16 protein-coding genes are annotated in these 19,333 nt (G+C 74.0%); 3 read left to right on the forward strand and 13 right to left on the reverse strand.

From position 1 onward, the window contains the following. Positions 1 to 3 precede the first annotated feature (3 nt). The 3 genes from AB0917_RS18205 to AB0917_RS18215 form a co-directional block, all read right to left on the reverse strand. On the reverse strand, positions 4 to 1,659 hold the full coding sequence (locus tag AB0917_RS18205) for an AMP-binding protein (RefSeq protein ID WP_366820572.1): 1,656 nt from the start codon (positions 1,657 to 1,659) through the stop codon (positions 4 to 6). After that, on the reverse strand, positions 1,656 to 2,420 hold the full coding sequence (locus tag AB0917_RS18210; protein WP_366820573.1) for a class I SAM-dependent methyltransferase: 765 nt from the start codon (positions 2,418 to 2,420) through the stop codon (positions 1,656 to 1,658). The genes AB0917_RS18205 and AB0917_RS18210 overlap by 4 nt, the downstream gene beginning before the upstream one ends. A gap of 100 nt (positions 2,421 to 2,520) precedes the next feature. Beyond that, entirely contained in the window at positions 2,521 to 3,426 is a 906-nt protein-coding gene (locus AB0917_RS18215) for an AraC family transcriptional regulator (protein WP_366820574.1), read from the reverse strand. A gap of 264 nt (positions 3,427 to 3,690) precedes the next feature. Between AB0917_RS18215 and gap the strand changes: the two genes are divergently transcribed. From gap to hisC, 3 genes are all read left to right on the forward strand, one after another. Next, positions 3,691 to 4,701 (forward strand): type I glyceraldehyde-3-phosphate dehydrogenase, encoded by a 1,011-nt coding sequence (gene gap, locus AB0917_RS18220; protein ID WP_366820575.1) that lies wholly within the window; start codon positions 3,691 to 3,693, stop codon positions 4,699 to 4,701. A gap of 13 nt (positions 4,702 to 4,714) precedes the next feature. Then, entirely contained in the window at positions 4,715 to 5,629 is a 915-nt protein-coding gene (locus AB0917_RS18225) for a pyridoxamine 5'-phosphate oxidase family protein (protein ID WP_366820576.1), read from the forward strand. 134 nt (positions 5,630 to 5,763) lie between these two features. Continuing rightward, complete coding sequence (gene hisC / locus AB0917_RS18230; RefSeq protein ID WP_366820577.1) at positions 5,764 to 6,831, forward strand: histidinol-phosphate transaminase; 1,068 nt, start codon at positions 5,764 to 5,766, stop codon at positions 6,829 to 6,831. 58 nt (positions 6,832 to 6,889) lie between these two features. Here hisC and aroA read toward each other — a convergent pair whose 3' ends face one another. From aroA to AB0917_RS18280, 10 genes are all read right to left on the reverse strand, one after another. Then, entirely contained in the window at positions 6,890 to 8,143 is a 1,254-nt protein-coding gene (aroA, locus tag AB0917_RS18235) for a 3-phosphoshikimate 1-carboxyvinyltransferase (protein ID WP_366820578.1), read from the reverse strand. Next, complete coding sequence (tkt, locus tag AB0917_RS18240) at positions 8,140 to 10,266, reverse strand: transketolase (RefSeq protein WP_366820579.1); 2,127 nt, start codon at positions 10,264 to 10,266, stop codon at positions 8,140 to 8,142. The genes aroA and tkt overlap by 4 nt, the downstream gene beginning before the upstream one ends. A 123-nt stretch (positions 10,267 to 10,389) precedes the next feature. Further along, positions 10,390 to 11,499 (reverse strand): transposase, encoded by a 1,110-nt coding sequence (locus tag AB0917_RS18245; protein ID WP_366820580.1) that lies wholly within the window; start codon positions 11,497 to 11,499, stop codon positions 10,390 to 10,392. Between the two features lie 340 nt (positions 11,500 to 11,839). Then, positions 11,840 to 12,943: a 3-dehydroquinate synthase gene (gene aroB / locus AB0917_RS18250; protein ID WP_366820581.1), complete on the reverse strand. Its 1,104-nt coding sequence runs from the start codon at positions 12,941 to 12,943 to the stop codon at positions 11,840 to 11,842. Beyond that, a complete protein-coding gene (gene aroC / locus AB0917_RS18255) occupies positions 12,940 to 14,124 on the reverse strand; it encodes a chorismate synthase (RefSeq protein WP_366820582.1) in 1,185 nt (394 codons plus the stop codon). The genes aroB and aroC overlap by 4 nt, the downstream gene beginning before the upstream one ends. A 110-nt stretch (positions 14,125 to 14,234) precedes the next feature. After that, on the reverse strand, positions 14,235 to 15,362 hold the full coding sequence (locus AB0917_RS18260) for a prephenate dehydrogenase (RefSeq protein ID WP_366820583.1): 1,128 nt from the start codon (positions 15,360 to 15,362) through the stop codon (positions 14,235 to 14,237). Further along, positions 15,359 to 15,739 (reverse strand): chorismate mutase, encoded by a 381-nt coding sequence (gene aroH / locus AB0917_RS18265; RefSeq protein ID WP_366820584.1) that lies wholly within the window; start codon positions 15,737 to 15,739, stop codon positions 15,359 to 15,361. The genes AB0917_RS18260 and aroH overlap by 4 nt, the downstream gene beginning before the upstream one ends. A 41-nt stretch (positions 15,740 to 15,780) precedes the next feature. After that, on the reverse strand, positions 15,781 to 17,190 hold the full coding sequence (locus AB0917_RS18270) for a class II 3-deoxy-7-phosphoheptulonate synthase (RefSeq protein WP_366820585.1): 1,410 nt from the start codon (positions 17,188 to 17,190) through the stop codon (positions 15,781 to 15,783). 144 nt (positions 17,191 to 17,334) lie between these two features. Then, positions 17,335 to 18,609 carry a multidrug effflux MFS transporter gene (locus tag AB0917_RS18275; protein ID WP_366820586.1) on the reverse strand — a complete coding sequence of 425 codons (1,275 nt, stop codon included), beginning with the start codon at positions 18,607 to 18,609 and terminating at the stop codon, positions 17,335 to 17,337. Between the two features lie 28 nt (positions 18,610 to 18,637). Continuing rightward, positions 18,638 to 19,231, reverse strand: coding sequence for an NAD(P)H-binding protein (locus AB0917_RS18280; RefSeq protein ID WP_366820588.1), 594 nt, complete (start codon positions 19,229 to 19,231; stop codon positions 18,638 to 18,640). Positions 19,232 to 19,333 lie beyond the last annotated feature (102 nt).

Consider the following 19,333-nt stretch of genomic DNA (forward strand, 5'->3'; position numbering starts at 1 on the left):
CTGTCACGACGCGCTGACGGTCACGGCGTTCTCACCGCGCTCCTCGAAGCTCTGGCGCAGCTGCGCCCTGCGGAGCTTGCCGATGCCGGTCTTGGGGACCTGCGACTTGGCCACCGGCAGGATGTGCCGGACCTCGACGCCGAGCCGTCCGGCCAACCGGCCGCGGATCTCCTCGGTCTCGGTCTCGGTGACGTGGCCGGCCCGTGGGTGGAAGAAGACCGCGATCTCCTCGGGGCCGCCGGGCTCGGCGGAGACGAGCGTGGCCACGGTGTACGAGGGCTCCACGAAGGCGAGTTCCTCGACGGCCGCCTCGATCTCGTGGCCGTGGTAGGCGATGTCGCCGAGCTGCATGACGTCGTCGGTGCGGCCGGTGACGGTGAGGATGCCGTCCTCGACATAGGCGAGGTCGCCCGTCTTGAACCAGCCGTCCTCGGTGAAGGACTGCCGGTTCTGCACCGGGTTGTCGTAGTAGCCGCGGGTGACGGTGGCACCGGTGACCTGGAGCCGGCCGGTGGTCCCCCAGGGCACGAGCTCTCCGTGCTCGTCGACGACCCGGACCCGGGTGCCGGGCTGGGGTCGCCCCACCGGCACGTAGCGGTCGTCGCCCGCGGCGGCCTCGGTGAACTGGCAGTCGGCCACGCCCGCGGTGGTCTCGGACATGCCCCAGCCGGGGAACATGGCCGTGGCGGGCAGCCCGTAGGGGGCCAGCAGGTCCAGGAAGCGGCGGACCACGCCGGAGCGGACGGCCTCGCCGCCGTTCATGATGTAGCGCAGCCGGCTCAGGTCCCAGCCGCGCCCGGCGAACTGCTCGGCCCGGTCGTTGACCAGCACGTAGGCGAAGTTGGGCGCCCAGGTGGTGTCCGACCGGTGGGCGGAGGCGGCGTCGAGCCAGCGCAGCGGGTCCTCCAGGACCCACTGGATCTTGGCGTGCACCTGGGCGCAGCCGAGGAAGACGTCGCGCGCGTGGAACATGATCAGTCCGCCGACGTGGTCCAGGGGCATCCAGTTGAAGGTGCGCGTGTCCCGGTCGAGGTGGTTGACCTGGGCGGTGGCCGCGCTGCGGACCAGGACGTTGCGGTGGGTGAGGGTGACGGCCTTGGGCACGCCGGTGCTTCCCGAGGTCAGCAGGAGCACCACCGGGTCGTCCGGGGCCGGCTCGTGCCAGTCGTGGTCGGCCTCGTGCGCGGCGCGCAGCGCCGGTACGTCGCCCAGGTGGGCGGTGCCCCAGTCGGGGGCGGCGGTGACGGCGGGCACGATCTCCTGGCCGGCGCCGGTCAGGACGCGTGGCCGGCCGTAGCCGGTCCAGACGCGCTCCAGTAGATCCGGGCCGTTGCGCGGGTCGGCGCTGACGGGCAGCGGCAGGTAGCCGCCGAGGACGCAGGCCCAGAAGGCGGCGACGAGGTCGGGGTCGTACGCGGACTGGAGGATGATCTTCTCGCCGGGCCGGGCTCCGGCGGCGCGCAGCCCCGCCAGGATGCGGGAGGCGTCGTCCAGCAGGCCGGAGTAGGTCCGGTGGACCTCGGAGCCGTCGGGCTGGATGTAGGTCAGGCCGCGGCCTTCGCCGGTACGGGCGGCCCGGACCAGGGCCGCGCCGAGGTGCGGCACTCCGGGGTCGGGTGCGGGCCCGCCGATGAGCAGGGACATGCCGGTGCTGGTCACGCGGGGTTCTCCTCCTGCCGGGCGGTGGCGACGATGATGAGCGGCCCGCGGCCGTGGAAGGGGGCGGGTTCCTTGCGGAAGCCGCCGTACTCGGCGGTGACGACCAGGCCGGCGGCCGCGAGCAGGTCGCTGATCTCGGGTCCGGTCAGCACGGCCTGGTCGAAGAAGTTGTCGTACATGGCGACGGTGCCGTCGGCGGCGCGGACGAGCAGGGTCTCCTCGTTGCGCCAGTTCGCCGCGTGCGGGGTGATCGCCTGGCGGGCCAGGCGGGTGATGAGGACACCGTCGGGGCCGCGGTGGTGGCCGACGGTGTGCGGCTGGAAGGTGTCGACGAAGTTCAGCAGATGGCCGAACTCCAGGACGACCCGGCCACCGGGGCTCAGCAGCCCGCGGACCCGGCGCAGGGTGGCGGCGAGTTCGGCGCGCGGCAGGTAGTTGAGCGTCATGAAGAGGCTGTAGACGAGGTCGAAGCGTTCGTCGGTGCGGAAGTCCTCGGCGCGGCCGTTGACGTAGGTGAGGTTCTCGTCGCCGGCCTCACGGGCGTACGCGGTGAAGGCGGCGCTCGGGTCGACCCCGGTGCCCCGGTGGCCGCGGTCGCGCAGGGCCCGCAGGTTGGTGCCGGTTCCGCTGCCGAGGTCGAGCACGGTGCCGCCGTCGGGCAGCAGGGAGGCGAGGAACTCGGTCTCGGCCGGGAGGTTGCGGAAGTCGCCCCGCATGATCTCGTAGTATTCGCCCGGGAATTCGAAGCTGGTGCCGGTCAATTCGTCATCCTCCTCGGATGTCGGTGCTCGTCGGATGTTCGGTCGCGGGTGGCGCCGGGTGGGGCGCCGCGTGTTCGGCCGTGGGTGCGCCGGGTTCCCGTCAGAAGGCGTCGGCCGGCTCGCGCATGGTGCGGTAGCCGCGGGGCGTCACCCCGTACCGCTCGCGGAAGAGGCGGCTGAAGTGCGAGGCCTGGTAGAGGCCGGCCCGTTCGCCGATCAGGCCGACGGGCAGGTGGTCGAGGTGCGGGTCGCGCAGCTCGGCCCGGCAGCGCGACAGGCGTTCGTCGCGGATCCAGCGGGCGGGGCTGGTCCCGTGCTCCTGGAAGATCCGTTGCAGGTAGCGCAGGGAGACGTTGTGCTGTTCGGCGACCGCGTGCGGGGTGAGGTCCGGATCGGCCAGTCGCCCGCGGATGTACTCCTGGATGTTGAGCATGCGGTCGTGGCGGGCGATCTCGTCCTCGGCGGCGAGATGGCGCAGCCGGTCGGCCAGGACGGCGGCGGTCAGGGCCGCGAGGGTGCCGCCGACGCGGTCGACGGCCGAGTGGATCTCGCCGCCGTGCTCGTCGAGGCCGAACAGGAGCTGGGAGAGCAGGGCGCCCGCGCCCTTGCGTCCGCACCAGCCGGTGGCGGTGAGCTTCGCGGTGTCGGCGGGCGGCAGGCCGAGGCGGCGGTGGGGCAGCAGGACCTCGACCAGCCGGAAGGGGGAGGGCAGGTGGAGCCGGTAGGCGCGGGTGGTGTCGCAGCAGATGATCTGCGGTCCGCCCGCGCGGTCCGAGCGGCCGTCCTGGTGGACCAGGATCTCGCCCTCCAGTAACCGGAAGACCCGCAGGTACCCGGGGGAGTCCGTGATGGAGCGGGCGGTCCGCACCGCCTCGTGGGGCTCTCCGGAGACCAGCGCGACCCATACGTCACCGAACTGCCGGCGAACGGCCGTGCCGCGCACGGCTTCGTCGTGGGCGCGCAGGACGTGTGCCGCAGCGTGGGTGCTCGCATCCGGCATGTCCATCGTTCTCCTCGCTCCGCGAAGCAGGTGTCATGTGTCCCCTCGGACAGCTGACTCCATCACAACATACCTCCGTGCACGTATGATTGACCCATCGGAAGTTTCGATCGGAAAAACCGTGCCTGGCCTTCTGTGCGCGAACACAGGGAAACCCAGGCGCATTTGCGCAAGTCGCCGCGGTGGGCCGGGGGTAGCGTCGAGGGCCGGACGGCCGCGCCGCGCGATTTTCCGTGCGGTGGCGGATGTGAATTCGACGAGAGGTATGACGTGACGATCAAGGTCGGCATCAACGGATTCGGCCGCATCGGCCGCAGCTTCTTCCGCGCCGCCCTGGAGCGGGGTACCGGCCTGGAGGTGGTCGCGATCAACGACCTCACCGACGCCGCCACGCTCGCGCACCTGCTCAAGTACGACAGCACCCTGGGCCGTCTCGGCCGTGACGTACGCGCCGGCGACGGTGCGCTCGTCGTCGACGGGCGCACCATCCGGGTGACCGCCGAGCGCGACCCGGCCGAGTTGCCCTGGGGCGAGCTGGAGGTGGATGTCGTCATCGAGTCCACGGGCGTCTTCACCGACGCGGTCAAGGCCCGCGCCCACCTGGAGGCCGGCGCCCGCAAGGTGATCATCAGCGCGCCCGCCAAGAACGAGGACCTGACCATCGCCATCGGCATCAACGACCACCTCTACGACCCGGCCGCGCACGACATCGTCTCCAACGCCTCGTGCACGACCAACTGCCTGGCCCCGCTGGCGAAGGTGCTGGACGAGGAGCTGGGCATCGAGCACGGCCTGATGACCACGGTCCACGCCTACACGCAGGACCAGAACCTCCAGGACGGCCCGCACGGCGACCTGCGCCGCGCCCGCTCGGCGGCGACGAACACCGTGCCGACCACGACCGGCGCCGCCAAGGCGATCGGCCTCGTCCTGCCGCAGCTGAAGGGCAAGCTCGACGGGTACGCGCTGCGGGTGCCGATCCCGACCGGATCCGCCACCGACCTGACCGTCCGGGTGGGCCGCCGGACCACGGCCGAGGAGGTCAACGCGATATTCGCGAAGGCCGCCGAGGGGCCCCTGGGGTCCGTCCTCACCTTCACCGACGAGCCGATCGTCTCCAGCGACATCGTCACCGACCCGGCGTCCTGCATCTTCGACTCGGGTCTGACGAAGGTCATCGGCGACGGCCGTCAGGTCAAGGTCGTCGGCTGGTACGACAACGAGTGGGGCTTCTCCAACCGCGTGGTCGACACCGCGCTGCTGGTCGGCGCCCGCCCCTGACCAGGAGGTCATCGTGATCAAAACGCCGTACCACGAAGGTGAGCAGGCCGTACAGAAACAGGCCGGTGAGGGCCGGCCCGGCTGGGGCTCGCCCATGTTCGAGGGCGACCTGCTGCCCGGCTTCGGCCCGTACCTGCTGCGCCAGCGGATGCTCTTCCTCGGCGCCGCCGACTCCTCCGGGGCCCTCTGGTCCTCGCTGGTCACCGGCGACCCCGGGTTCGCGGCGCCCCTGGACGACCAGACCGTCGTCCTGTCGTCGCTGCCGGTGCCGGGCGATCCGCTCGCGGACGCCTTCGGGACCACCACCGACATCGGCCTGCTCGCCCTGGAACCGCACACCACCAGCCGGGTCCGGATCAACGGGGTGGCGCGCCGCGAGAACGACACGCTGCGCATCCGCACCGAGCAGGTGCTGGGCAACTGCCCCAAGTACCTCCAGGTCCGGGTGCCGGTCGCGGACGGGCCCGCCGCCGGACCCGGACCGGCCCGTACGGGCGTCGACCTGACGCCGGAGCAGGAGCGCTGGATCCGCGGCGCGGACACCTTCTTCATCGCCAGCCGGGCGGAGGGCTACGGCGCGGACTCCTCGCACCGCGGGGGCGACCCAGGCTTCGTCTCGGTGGCCGGGCCGCGCAAGCTCGTCTGGCCGGACTACTTCGGCAACTCCTTCTACATGACCCTGGGCAACCTGCAGCTGAACCCCAACTGCGGGCTGCTCTTCCTGGACTGGGAGACGGGCAGCACCCTCCAGCTGTCGGGCAAGGCCCGGATCGACTGGGACGAGGACCACCGGGCCGCCGTGCCCGGCGCCCTGCGGATGTGCGAGTTCGACATCGAGCAGGTGGTCCAGATCGACGGGGCGACCCGGCTGCGCTGGTCCTTCGCCGGGCCCTCGCCCTACAACCCGCCCGCCGCCGAGGGGCCCTGACCCCACGGCGGGACACCCCCTGCCCGGACCCCGGGCCGCGCAGCTGCCGTCCGGCCGTGCCGTCACCCCCCTGCGGCGCGGCCGGGCGGCTTGTCGCGCTGCCCTTTCCCGCCTTTTCACCGGAGAGGACACCCATGACCGACGAGACCTTCCCCCTGCTGCGCGCGGACGTCTCCACGCTGCCCCGCTACGTACCGGGCCGCCCGGCCCCCGACGACCTCGTCGACAAGCTCTCCTCCAACGAGAACCCCTATCCGCCGCTCCCGTCGGTGATCCGCGCGGTCGAGGCCGAGCTGGGCCGGCTCAACCGCTACCCCGACCCGGCCGCCACCGTCCTACGCGACGAGCTCGCCGCGGGCCTGGGCGTGCCCGCCGGGCACCTCGTCCTGGGCACCGGGTCCGTGGGCATCACCCAGCACCTCGTCGCGGCCGCCGCCGGACCCGGCGACGAAGTCCTCTTCGGCTGGCGCTCGTTCGAGGCGTACCCGCTGCTGACCTGGGCCGCGGGGGCGACGCCGGTGCAGGTCCCGCTGCGCGGGGAGGCGTACGACCTGGACGCCATGGCCGCCGCGGTGACCGACCGCACCCGGGTGGTGTTCATCTGCAACCCCAACAACCCGACCGGCACCGCCCTGCGCCGGGCCGAGCTGGAACGGTTCCTGGACCGGGTGGAGCGCCGGGTGCTGGTCGTCGTCGACGAGGCGTACCGGGAGTTCGTCGACGACGCGGAGGTCCCGGACGGCGTCGACCTCTACCGCGACCGCCCGAACGTCGCCGTACTGCGGACGTTCTCCAAGGCGTACGGGCTGGCCACGCTGCGCGTCGGCTTCGCCGTGGCGCACCCCCGGGTCGCGGCGGCGCTGCGCGCCTGCGCCGTCCCGTTCGGTGTGAGCGGACCGGCGCAGGCGGCGGCGGTGGCATCGCTGCGGGCCGGCGCGGAGCTGGCCGAGCGGGTGGCGGAGCTGGTGGCCGAGCGGGCCCGGGTGACGGCCGGCCTCCGTGAGGCGGGCTACCAGGTGCCCGAGAGCCAGGCCAACTTCGTGTGGCTGCGGCTGGGAACCCGTACGGCCGGCTTCACCGACGCCTGCGAGGCGGCCGGGCTGATGGTCCGCCCCTTCGGCGACGAGGGCGTACGGATCACCATCGGCGCCCCGGACGCCAACGACCGGCTGCTGAAGACCGCCTCGCACTGGCTGCGCTGACGGCGGCCCGCCGCACGGGCGTTCACCGGCGGCCCGTCGGTCACCGACGGCCCGTCGCTCACCGGCGGCCCGCCGTCAGGGCGGGCCCGAAGAGGCGGGCCAGTTCCACGTGGAACCCCGGGAAGGTCTTGCCGACGCACGCCGGGTCGTCCAGGGTGATGCCCGGGGCCCGCAGGCCCAGCACCGAGAAGGACATGGCGATGCGGTGGTCGCGCCGGCAGTCCACGGTGGCGGGGACGGGCGTGCCCGGGTGCACGGTGATGTGGTCGTGGCCCTCCTCGACGGCGATGCCCAGGCGCCGCAGGTTGGCCGCGACGGCCGTGATCCGGTCCGACTCCTTGAGCCGTGCGTGGGCGATGCCGGTGATGGTGATGGGCGCGTCGGCGAGCGGGGCGATGGCGGCCAGCGTCATGAACGTGTCGGAGATGTCGCCCATGTCGACGGTGAACCCGCCCCGCAGAGCGCCGCCCGCCGGGCCGGTGACCTCCGTCCGGTCCTCGTCCGTCGTGACCTGGGCGCCGGCCCGCTCCAGCACCCCCGCGAAGGCCGTGTCGCCCTGGAGGCTGCCGGTGCCCAGGCCGCGCACCCGGACCGTGCGGCCGGTGACGGCCGCCGCGGCGAAGACGTACGAGGCGGTGGAGGCGTCCGGCTCGACGGTGAGGTCGGTGGGGGTGTAGCCGCCGGGCCGGACGACGATGGAGCTGCCCGACTCCTCCAGCCGGGCGCCGAACCTGCGCATCAGGGCCATCGTCATGTCCAGGTACGGGCGGCTGACCAGCCGGGGCACGTCCACCCTGAGCGGACCGGACATCAGGGGGGCGGCCATCAGCAGCCCGCTGAGGTACTGGCTGCTCAGCCCCGAGTCCAGCTCGATCCGGCCGCCCGGGAGCCCGGCGGCCGTCAGCGTGAACGGCAGGCCGCCGCCCTCGACCCGCGCGCCGAGGCCGGCCAGCGCGTCCAGCAGCGGCAGCAGCGGACGGGCCCTGAGCTGGTCGGAACCGTCGAAGACGTACGTGCCGCGCCCGGTGGCCGCGAAGGGCGGCAGGAAGCGGGCCGCGGTCCCGGCGTCGGCGCACCACACCCGGCCGGGCGCGTACGGGCCCACGCCTCGGCCGGTGACGGCCCAGGCGTCGCCCTCGTCCGCCACCTCGATGCCCATGCCGGTCAGCGCGGTACGGAACGCCAGCGTGTCGTCGCAGGCCAGCGGCGCGCCCAGCCGGCTGAGGCCGTCGGCCGCGGCGGCGAGCAGCAGGGCCCGGTTGGTGATGCTCTTGGAGCCCGGGATGCGGGCCTCCAGCACGGCCGCGCTCATCGGGCGGTGGACGTGCGACGGGCACGGACGTGGCTGGCGCGGGCTGCCGCGGCGACCTTGGCCGCCGTCAGGCCGTGGCTCTCGTACAGCGCCTGGTAGGGGGCGCTGGCACCGAAGGAGTCGATGCCGACGGCCTCGCCCGCCTGCCCGACCAGCGCGTGCCAGCCGAGGACGGAGCCCGCCTCGACGGAGACCCGGGCGGTGATCCCGGGCGGCAGCACCCGCTCGCGGTAGTCCTGGTCCTGCGCGTGGAACCATTCCAGACACGGCATCGAGACGACCCGGGTGGACAGGCCCTCCTCCTGGAGGATGCGGCGGGCGTCCAGGGCGATGGGCACCTCGCTGCCGGTGGCGATGAGGATCACCTGCGGGTCTTTGCCCTCGCCCTCGGCCAGGACGTATCCGCCCCGGGCGGCGCCGGCGGCGGGTGCCAGGCCGGTGCCGGCGGAGCGGTCGAGCACGGGCAGGTTCTGCCGGCTCAGGCACAGGCCCGCGGGGCGGTCGCCGTGTTCGAGGATGGTGCGCCAGGCGACGACGGTCTCGTTGGCGTCCGCGGGCCGGACCACGTCGAGTCCGGGGACGGCGCGCAACGACCACAGGTGCTCGATGGGCTGGTGGGTGGGGCCGTCCTCGCCGAGGCCGATGGAGTCGTGGGTCCACACGTAGGTGACGGGCAGCCGCATCATGGCGGCGAGCCGGACGGCGGGCCGCATGTAGTCGGAGAAGACCAGGAAGGTGCCGCCGTAGGGGCGGGTGCCGCCGTGCAGGGCGATGCCGTTGAGGATCGCGCCCATGGCGTGTTCGCGGATGCCGAAGTGCAGGGTGCGGCCGTAGCGGTGGCCGGGGAAGGCGTCGGTGGCGAACTCCTCGGGGACGAAGGAGGGCTCGCCCTTCATGGTGGTGTTGTTGGACTCGGCGAGGTCCGCGGAGCCGCCCCACAGCTCGGGCAGGGCCGAGGCGAGCGCGTCCAGGACCGCTCCGGAGGCCTTGCGGGTGGCCATCTGGCCCGAGGGTGTGAACTCGGGGAGGTGCCGCTGCCAGCCGTCGGGCAGCCGGCGCCGGGCGAGCCGGTCGAAGAGGTCCGCGCGCTCGGGGTTGAGGGCGCGCCAGTCCTGGAACTCCTTGTCCCACCGGCGGTGGGCGGCGCGGCCGCGGTCGGCGACCTGCCGGGCGTGGGCCAGCACGTCACCGGGGACCTGGAAGGTGAGCCGCGGGTCCAGGCCCATGGCGGCCTTGGCGGCCGCCGCCTCCTCGGCGCCGAGCGCGGAGCCGTGAATGCCGCCGGTGTTCCGCTTCCTGGGCGCGGGCCACCCGATGACGGTGCGCAGCGCGACGAGCGAGGGCCGGCCGGTGGTGTCGCGCGCGGCGGTCAGCGCCCGGTACAGCGCCTCGACGTCCTCGTGGTACGTGCCGGTCGCGGTCCAGTCGACCTGCTGGACGTGCCAGCCGTACGCGCGGTAGCGGGCCAGGGTGTCCTCGGAGTGGGCGATCTGGCGGTCGTCCTCGATGGAGATGCGGTTGTCGTCGTAGAGGACGACGAGGTTGCCCAGGCGCTGGTGGCCGGCGAGGGAACTGGCCTCGTGGGCGACGCCCTCCTCCAGGTCGCCGTCGGAGGCGATGGCCCAGACGGTGTGGTCGAAGGGGGAGGCACCCGGGGCTGCTTCGGGGTCGAGCAGTCCGCGTTCGCGGCGGGCGGCCATCGCCATGCCGACCGCGTTGGCGAGCCCCTGGCCGAGGGGGCCGGTGGTCGTCTCGACGCCCGGGGTGTGACCGTACTCGGGATGGGCGGGGGTCCGGCTGCCCTCGGTCCGCAGGCTCCTGAGGTCGTCCAGGGTGAGCCCGTAGCCGGACAGGTACAGCTGTGTGTACAGGGTCAGGCTGGCATGGCCGCAGGAGAGGACGAACCGGTCGCGGCCCGCCCAGCCCGGGTCGTTCGGGTCGTGCCGCAGAAGTCTCTGGAAGAGCAGGTACGCGGCCGGGGCGAGGCTCATGGCCGTACCCGGGTGGCCGTGGCCCGCCGCCTCGACGGCGTCGACCGTCAGGGCTCGGGCGACCTCGACCGCGCGACGGTCGGTGTCGTCCCAGGACAGGCCGGGGGCGGGCGGGGTGGTGGAAACGGTCATGGCGGGCCCTTCTCTTCGGTGGACGGGGGTTCTCGCGGTACGGCGGGTGGTTCAGCGGGTGGCCGTCGGCCTGGTACGGCGGGTGGTTCAACGGATGGCCGTCGGCCTGGTACGGCGGGTGGTTCAGCGGATGGCCGTCGGTCCGGTGCGGGCGCGGAACAGCACGGCGGCCGCGTGCGCGACGGAGGCGAGCGTGGTGTGCCGGTGCCAGGCCGGGAACGAGCGGCCGGTGTAGGCGTACAGACCGGTGTCGGGCACGGCGGCCGCGGTGGCGGGCCGCAGGGACCGGGCCAGGTCCAGCAGGGCGGGGGTGGGGTGCCCGGCCAGGTCGGTGAGCCAGAAGGCGGTGGTGCCGTGGGCGCGGGCGGTGTGTTCGCCGAGCAGGGTGTGCGGGCGGAGGCGGGGGGCGCCCGTGGTGGGCCGGCAGGCCACCCGGACGATCTCGCGCCGGCGGCCTTCGCGGTCCTCCAGGACCGAGACGAAGGTGCTCCGGCGCCGCTCGCCCCTGGCCGGCGGGGCGCCGAGCCGGCCGGCGGGGGCGTTGCCGCCGGTGCCGAGGAGCGGCTCGGTGCCGGCGATGCGGAGCAGGTACGGGATCCGGCGGGCGGTGAACTCCGCGATGGCGGTGGGCACATGGGCCTGCCGGGCGTCCAGGACCACCGGCAGGTCGGCGGCGGGTCCGGCCGCCCCGACGCCGCGGAGGCCGCAGTCCAGGGCGGTCCGCGCGGTGCCGGCGGGGACCAGCCCCTCGGGCACGGCGCAGCGGTCCCGGTTCGCGGGGGCCTCCAGCCAGGACGGGGGGAGCACCAGTCGCCAGCCGACGGGGATGTCGCCGTGGTCGGTGACCAGCCACAGGCCGACGGAGCGCTGGGCGCGCACGGAGCGACCGCGCAGGTGGTCGACGTAGTGGCCGACGCCGACGCCCTGGAGCCCGCGCCGCGCCACGGTGGCGGGCCGTACGGCCCAGGCCACCGGCCGGACGGCGGCGGCGACCTGCTCGGCGAGGGCGGCCCGGACGGGCCGCCAGTCCCAGGGGGCGGCGGTGATGAAGTGGTTCAGCCGCTGCCCGTCGTCACGGTGCCCGGCGGAGCGGGCCGTATGCCGCAGGCTCCGTCCGCCGGGCGCGGTCAGCAGCGTTCGGACGTACAGCTCGGCGGTGCCGCGCTGATCGCGCCGTGGCAGGCAGTCGAAGACGGCACCGCACAGCCGCGCGACCGGGTCCCCGGCGCTCATGGGCCAAGGGCGCCCGGGGCGCCGGTGGTTGCGGGCGAGGGCCTGTCCCCGGGAACGTGCGCGGGTGTGGCCGGGTGCGCGGGAATGCGCGTGGGCGTGGCCGGGTACGCGCGAACACGCGCGGGTGTGGCCGGGTGCGCGGGAACGTGCGTGGGCATGGCCGGGCGCGCGGGAACGTACGTGGGCGTGGCCGGGTGCGCGGGAACGCGCGCGGGTGTGGCCGGGTGCGCCGGAACGCGCGCGGGTGTGGCCGCCGGGTACGCGGGCGTGGCGGCCGGCAGCGGCCGGGGCGGCTCCCCGGGTGCGGGGGGCGGGTGCCCCCCGCCCGTCCAGGGCCCCGTCATCGTCCGACCTTCCGCCAGGCGGCGGCGAGGAGCTCTTCCGGCGGGTCGGACAGCAGGGCGGGGCGGGCCGGGGCGTCGAGGACGACCAGGCGGAGCCGGGTGCCGCGCGTCTTCTTGTCGAGGCTCATCGCGGTGCGCAGCTCCGGCCAGCCGGCGGCGTACCCGGTCGGCAGGCCCACGGAGGCGAGCAGGGTGCGGTGGCGGGCGGCGTCGGTGGCGGTGAGGCGGCCGGTGAGCAGGGCGAGTTCGGCGGCGTAGACCATGCCGACGGCCACGGCGTGTCCGTGCCGCACGCGGTAGCCGCTGACCCGCTCGACGGCGTGGCCGAGGGTGTGGCCGTAGTTGAGGTGCTCGCGACGGCCCTGCTCGGTGAGGTCCTCGGTGACGATCTCCGCCTTGACGCGTACGGCGCGCTCGATCAGCTCGCGGGTGTGCGGGCCGTCGGGGCGGCCGGCGCCCGTGGGGTCGCTCTCGATCAGGCGGAGGATCTCCGGGTCGGTGACGAACCCGGCCTTGATGACTTCCGCGAGCCCGCTGGCGAGGTCGGCGGGCGGCAGGGTGGCGAGGAGGTCCAGGTCGCACAGGACCCCGGAGGGCGGGTGGAAGGCGCCCACCAGGTTCTTGCCCTGGGGCAGGTTGACGGCGGTCTTGCCGCCGACCGCGGCATCGACCATGGCCAGCAGCGTGGTCGGTACGAGGACCAGCCGTACGCCGCGCAGCCAGCCCGCGGCGGCGAACCCGGCGAGATCGGTGACGGCCCCGCCGCCGACGGCCACCACCGCGTCGCTGCGGGTGAACCCGGCGTCGGCGAGCGCCCGCCACAGGCCCACCACGACGGAGGTGTCCTTGGCCGATTCGCCGTCGGGGACTTCGAGGGACACCACGATCCGGCCCTCGCCGGTGAGTTCGCCGACGATCTCGCGGGCCACGGCACGTACGGAGCCGGAGTGGACCACGGCCACCCGCAGCGGTTCGGGGCCGAGCAGGCGTCCGGTCTCGCCGGTCAGGCCGGTGCCGACCGCGACCTCGTACGGCCGGGGGCCGCCGACGGCGATCCGTGTGGTGGGCCGGGTGTTCCCGTGGACGGCCGGGGCGCTCACCGGACGGCCAGGTGGTCGAGGTACGAGCGGTGGTTGCGGGCCGTCTCGGCGAGCGAGTCGCCGCCGAACTTCTCCAGCGCCGCGTGGGCCAGCACCAGCGCGGTGACGGCCTCGGCGACCACGGCCGCGGCGGGCACGGCGCAGACGTCCGAGCGCTGGTGGTGCGCCACGGCCGGCCGGCCGGTGGCGACGTCGACGGTGGCCAGGGCCCGTGGGACGGTGGCGATGGGTTTCATCGCGGCCCGTACGCGCAGGGGTTCGCCGGTGCTCATGCCGCCCTCCACACCGCCGGAGCGGGCGGTACGGCGGCGCAGGCCGTCGGGGCCGGGCTCGATCTCGTCGTGGGCGAGGGAGCCGGGTACGCGGGCCAGGCCGAAGCCGTCACCGAACTCGACCCCCTTGATGGCCTGGATGCCCATGAGCGCACCGGCCAGGCGGGCGTCGAGCCGCCGGTCACCGTGCACATGGCTGCCCAGGCCCGGCGGCAGCCCGTAGGCGAGGACCTCCACCGTGCCACCGAGGGTGTCGCCCTCCTTGTGGGCCCGGTCGACCGCCGCGGTCATCGCGGCGGAGGCCTCCGGGTCGAGGCAGCGCACCGGGTCGGCGTCGACCCGCTCGACGTCCCCCGGGCCGGGCGCCAGGCCCTCCGGGGCCCGGACACCGCCGATCCCGACCACATGGCTGACCACGGTGACGCTGTAGGCCTGGAGCAGGAACGCGCGGGCGATCTCGCCGAGGGCGACCCGTGCGGCGGTCTCGCGGGCACTGGCCCGCTCCAGTACGGGCCGGGCGTCGTCGAACCCGTACTTCTGCATCCCGGCGAGGTCCGCGTGGCCGGGCCGGGGCCGCGACAGCGGGGCGTTGCGGGCCAGCCCGGCCAGGGTGTCGTCGGGCACGCTGTCGGCGGCCATGACGGTCCGCCACTTGGGCCACTCGGTGTTGTCGATCCGGAGCGCGATCGGGCCGCCCTGGGTACGCCCGTGGCGGACGCCCCCGAGGAAGGCGGCCTCGTCGCGCTCGAAGGCCATGCGGGCACCGCGGCCGTGGCCGAGCCGGCGGCGCGCCAAGGCGTCGGCGACGGCCTTGGTGGAGATCTCCACCCCGGCCGGCATGCCTTCGAGGACGGCGGTGAGTGCGGGTCCGTGCGACTCGCCCGCGGTGAGCCATCGCAAATTGCTCAAGGGAGGTCTTCTCTCGTGGATGTCCGGTGGAGCCCGGCCGGTGGGCGCGGCGGTGATGCCGGCGGTGATTCCGGGGGTGATTCCGGCGTACACGCCTCGGCCGCCGGCGGTCAGACCGGGACGGGGGCCGGGGTGGCGGTCGGCTGCCGCAGACGCTGGACGTGCCAGCCGGCTTCGGTCAGGCTCTGGGCCATGGAGTGGGCACGGGAGTGCGCGACCATCAGCTCGACCAGGCCGCTCTCCTGGCCGGGCGAGTGGTCGATGGTCATGTCCTCGATGTTCACGCCGAGTTCGGCGGTGGTGACCAGCAGCCGGGCCAGCTCGCCGGGCTGGTCGCCGATGAGCACCCGGACCGGTGTGCAGGCGGGCACCGGGTGCCCGTGCTTGCCGGGGATGCGGTCGCGGCCGGTGATGCCGCGGCCGAGCATGTCGGCCAGGAGCGAGGCGGACCGGGCGCGTTCGTCGGGATCGCCGGTGGACAGGCCGCGCAGGGCGGCCACGGTGGCCTGGAGGTCGTCGCCCAGCTCCGCCAGCACCTCGGCGACGGCCGTGGCGTTGGACTCCAGGATGTCGGTCCACAGCCGCAGGTCGCCCCCCGCGATCCGCACCATGTCGCGCAGGCCCTGGCCGGCCAGCCGCGAGGCGTCCGGGTTCAGGTGCAGCAGGCGTGCGGCGAGCAGGGAGGAGACCACGTGCGGGGTGTGGGAGACCCGGGCGACGGCGAGGTCGTGGGCGCCGCTGTCCATCACCACCGGCACCGCCCCGCACAGGGCCACCATCATCAGGGCCATGTTGAGCGTGTCGCGGCTGGTGAGGGCCGTCGGGGTGAGAACCCAGGAACGGCCCTCGAAGAGGGTGGCGCAGGCGGCCAGCGGGCCGGAACGCTCCCGGCCGGCCATCGGATGGCCGCCGATGAAGGCGCCCGCGTCGGCGCCGCTGGCGGCGACGCCGCGCTCCGGCTGGGCCTTCACACTGGCCACGTCGGTGTAGGCACGGGCGAGCCCGCGGGCCTGGTGGGCGGCGAGGGCCGGTCCGACCTGGGCCGGCGGGACCGCCAGCACCGCGAGGTCCACGGTGTCCGGCGGGGCGCCGACGGTGCCCGCCCCGAGCGAGGCGGCGGTGCGGACCGCCGACTCGTTCTCGTCGATCAGGTGGACGGTGACGCCCCGTCGGCCGAGGGCCAGAGCGACCGAGGTGCCGATCAGGCCCGTCCCCACCACGGCGGCGGAGCGGATCATCCCGAGGCTCCGTCCTGCGGGACGAGGTCCCGGCGCAGCGCGGCGGCGCCGCCCAGGTACACGTGCTTGATCGCGGGTTTGGGCCGGTCGGTCTCGGCGTGCGCGAGGATCCGCACCACCCGGGGCAGGGACCCGGCGATGTCCAGTTCCTGGGCGCACATCAGCGGCACGTCGGCCATGCCCAGCTCGCGGGCGGCGAGCGCGGGGAACTCGCTGACCAGGTCCGGGGTCGCGGTGAAGATCACGCTGACCAGGTCGTCCTGGTCGAGCCCGTTGGAGCGGAGCATCTCCTGGAACAGTCTCCGTACCTCGTCGAGCAGGTGGTGCCGCTCGTCCCGGTCCAGCTGGACGGCACCACGCAGGGCACGCACGCTCATCGTCTTCCCCCTCAGGTGAGTTGAGCTTCGGTGGGTTGTGGTCAGGCCGCGGCGGCGGCGGCCGGGCGGGCCGAGGGCTCGGCGACGGTGCGCCCGCGGTCGCGGCCCAGGTCCCGGTAGAGCTCGGCGACCTGGAAGGCGAGGTCGAGGGACTGCTTGCGGTTCAGGCGCGGGTCGCAGGCCGACTCGTAGCGCCGGTCGAGGTCGGCGAGGCGGACGGCGGCACCGCCGCCGACGCACTCGGTGACGTCGTCGCCGGTCAGCTCGATGTGGATGCCGCCGGGGTGGGTGCCCAGCGCGTGGTGGACCTCGAAGAAGCCGTGGACCTCGTCGAGCACGTCCTCGAAGCGGCGGGTCTTGTGGCCGCTGGGCGCTTCGAAGGTGTTGCCGTGCATGGGGTCGCAGATCCAGGCGGGCTGCGCGCCCTCGGCGGTGACCTTGGCCACGAGCTCGGGCAGGGTCTCGCGGATGGCGGCCGCGCCCATGCGGGTGATGAAGGTGAGCCGGCCGGGCTCGCGCTCGGGGTCGAGCTTGTCGATGAGGGCGAGCGCGTCGTCGTGCGTGGTCCTCGGGCCGAGCTTGACGCCGATGGGGTTGCGGACCTGGGAGGCGAACTCGACGTGCGCGCCGTCGAGTTGCCGGGTGCGCTCGCCGATCCAGATCATGTGCCCGGAGACGTCGTACGGGAGGCCCGTGCGCGAATCGGTGCGGGTGAGGGCGGCCTCGTAGTCGAGCACGAGAGCCTCGTGGCTGGCGAAGATCTCGGAGGAGTGGAACTCGGCCGGGTCGGCGCCGCAGGCGGCCAGGAAGGCCAGCGCGGCGTCGATGTCGCGGGCCAGGCTCTCGTAGCGCTCGCCGACCGGGGAGGCGGTGACGAAGTCCCGGTTCCACTCGTGGACCTGGCGCAGGTCGGCGTAGCCACCGGTGGTGAAGGCGCGGATGAGGTTCAAGGTGGCGGCGGAGGCGTGGTACATCCGCTTGAGCCGCTCGGGGTCGGGGGTGCGGGCCTCCGGGGTGAACGCGAGGCCGTTGACCGAGTCGCCCCGGTAGACGGGCAGTTCGACGCCGTCGCGGGTCTCGGTGGGCTGGGAGCGGGGCTTGGAGTACTGTCCGGCGATCCGGCCGATCTTGACCACCGGCACGGAGGTCGCGTACGTCAGTACGGCGGCCATCTGGAGCAGCGTGCGGACCTTGGCGCGGATCTGGTCGGCGGAGACGGCGTCGAAGGTCTCGGCGCAGTCGCCGCCCTGGAGGACGAACGCCTCACCGCGGGCCACGGCGGCGAGCCGGTCGCGCAGCCGGTCGCACTCCCCGGCGAAGACCAGGGGCGGGTAGGACACCAGGTCGTTCACGACGGAGCGCAGGGCTTGCGGATCGGGCCAGGTGGGCTGCTGGGCCGCGGGCCGGAACCGCCAGGAGTCGGCTGCCGTGACGTGCTGGGCGAGTGTCATGGTGGCTGTACCTCAATCGGTTTCGGTCGGGAACAGGAAGAAGTGAGGTGTGTGTGGGGGTGCGCGCCTGTCGTGGGGGGCGCCGGTCCGGGGACGCATGGGGGGAAGTGACAGTCCCCGGACCGGCGGGAGGGTGGGGCGGTGTCAGCCGCGGACCGGCTCCGGGACGTCCTCGGAACCGGACCCGGCCGGGGCGGCCGTGTCCTGCCCGGACGACCCGTGCGAGCGGGTGAGCAGGGCGAAGGAGAGGAGCCCGCCGACGCCGAGGACGGCGATGACGATGCCCATGGGTACGGCGGTGTCCTCGCCGGCCAGTCCCACGAGCGGCACGACGGCGGCGCCGATCAGGTGCTGGAACAGGCCGAGCAGCGCGGCCGCCGAGCCCGCGACGTCACCGTGGTCCTGGAGGGCCAGGGCGAAGGAGTTGGGCATGATCAGGCCGACGCTGGAGACGACCAGGAACAGCGCGGCCAGCATCGGCAGGAGTCCGGCGTCGGTCAGGACGACGACCAGCAGGCCGAGCCCGCCGACGGCGGAGACCGCCAGGCCCGTCCCCAGCAGGGCGCGCGCCCCGGTGCGGTGCACGATCCGGCCGCTGACCTGGGCCGCGATCACCAGGCCCAGCGCGTTGACCGCGAAGACCAGGCTGAACTGCTGCGGCGACATGCCGTGGAGGGACTGCAGGACGAAGGTGGAGCCGGAGATGTACGCGAACATCGCGGCGAAGCCCAGTCCGCAGGCCAGCATGTAGCCGAGGAAGACGCGGTTGGTGAGCAGCCGGCGGAACACCGGCCCGGTGGCCTTGAGGCCGCCGCTGATCCGCTTCTCCACCGGGTGCGTCTCGGGCAGGCCCACGGCCACGCCGAGCAGCATCAGGGCTCCGGCGACCGCGAGGGCGACGAAGATGCCGCCCCACGAGGTGACCAGCAGGAGTTGGCCGCCCAGGACCGGCGCCAGGATGGGCGCCAGCCCGGTGACCAGCATCAGCATCGCGAAGAAGCGGGCGGCCGCGGCACCGGAGTGCCGGTCGCGCACCACCGCGGAGGCGATCACGATGCCGGTGGCCCCGCCCAGGCCCTGGAGTGCGCGCAGCGCCACCAGGGTCCAGATGTTCGGTGCCACCGCGCAGAGCGCCGCGGTGACGGCGAACAGCACCAGGCCTGCGATGAGCGGCCGGCGCCGGCCGAGCGCGTCGCTGAGCGGTCCGGCGATCAGCTGGCCGATTCCGAGGCCGAGCAGGCAGGCGGTCAGGGTCAGTTGGGTGGCCGACGCGCTCGCGGCCAGGTCGTCGGCGATCTGCGGCATGGCCGGCAGGTAGGCGTCGTTGGCCAGCGGTCCCAGGGCGGTGAGGGCGCCGAGGATGATGACGAGGCGGGCGCGCCCGCCACCGCCGCTGGAGGTGGTCTCGGGTGAAGACATGGGGTCGAGTCCCTTCGGGGAACCGCGGTCAGTAGGCGACGTTGATACGGGACTTCACGGCGTTGCCCTGCTCCACCTCGTCGGCGAAGGCGACGGCGTAGTCCGCGTAGCTGATGCGGCTGTTGCCCTCGCCGTCGACGACGAGCTGCTCGCCTCCCTTGCGGTAGGAGCCGGTGCGCTCGCCGGCCTCGATGAGCTTGGCCGGGGAGATGAACGTCCAGTCCAGGTCCTGGGTCTCGCGGTAGAGGCCGAGCGCCTCGATCTGGGCGAGGGCGTTGTTCTTCCACATCTCCGGGAAGTGCGGGCTGTCGATGACGCGCACGCCCGGGGCGGTCTCGAGGCTGCCGGCGCCGCCGAGGACGACCAGGCGGCGTACGCCGCTGCGGGTCAGGCCCTCGATGAGCGCCTTGGCCGCGCCGACGATGATCTTCCGGTCGTCCTCCGCGCCGACCCGGGGGCCGACGGCGGAGGCGATGAGGTCGTAGCCCTGGGCGGAGAGCCGGGCCACGGTGGCGGCGTCGGTGGCGTCGCCGGCGACGGCGGTGAAGCCCGTACGTCCGGGGGCCGCCTCGGCCTTGCCGCTGCGGGTGACACCGGTGACGGTGTGGCCGCGGGAGAGCAGTTCGTCGTGCCATCGAAGGTTTTTTTCAAGGCTTTTTTTGCCAAAACAGTAATGAGCGGGATGAGCAGCGCAACCGCTGTTGAAATAATAAGCTCATCCATT

The sequence above is a fragment of the Streptomyces sp. NPDC007346 genome (assembly GCF_040703535.1).
GTDB lineage: Bacteria > Actinomycetota > Actinomycetes > Streptomycetales > Streptomycetaceae > Streptomyces.

Bases quoted from the DNA above. Each gene is read 5' to 3' on its own strand.
- AB0917_RS18215 (WP_366820574.1), bottom strand. From the start codon at position 3,426: ATGGACATGCCGGATGCGAGCACCCACGCTGCGGCACACGTCCTGCGC.
- hisC (WP_366820577.1), top strand. From the start codon at position 5,764: ATGACCGACGAGACCTTCCCCCTGCTGCGCGCGGACGTCTCCACGCTG.
- aroA (WP_366820578.1), bottom strand. From the start codon at position 8,143: ATGAGCGCGGCCGTGCTGGAGGCCCGCATCCCGGGCTCCAAGAGCATC.
- tkt (WP_366820579.1), bottom strand. From the start codon at position 10,266: ATGACCGTTTCCACCACCCCGCCCGCCCCCGGCCTGTCCTGGGACGAC.
- AB0917_RS18245 (WP_366820580.1), bottom strand. From the start codon at position 11,499: ATGAGCGCCGGGGACCCGGTCGCGCGGCTGTGCGGTGCCGTCTTCGAC.
- AB0917_RS18260 (WP_366820583.1), bottom strand. From the start codon at position 15,362: ATGATCCGCTCCGCCGCCGTGGTGGGGACGGGCCTGATCGGCACCTCG.
- aroH (WP_366820584.1), bottom strand. From the start codon at position 15,739: ATGAGCGTGCGTGCCCTGCGTGGTGCCGTCCAGCTGGACCGGGACGAG.
- AB0917_RS18270 (WP_366820585.1), bottom strand. From the start codon at position 17,190: ATGACACTCGCCCAGCACGTCACGGCAGCCGACTCCTGGCGGTTCCGG.
- AB0917_RS18275 (WP_366820586.1), bottom strand. From the start codon at position 18,609: ATGTCTTCACCCGAGACCACCTCCAGCGGCGGTGGCGGGCGCGCCCGC.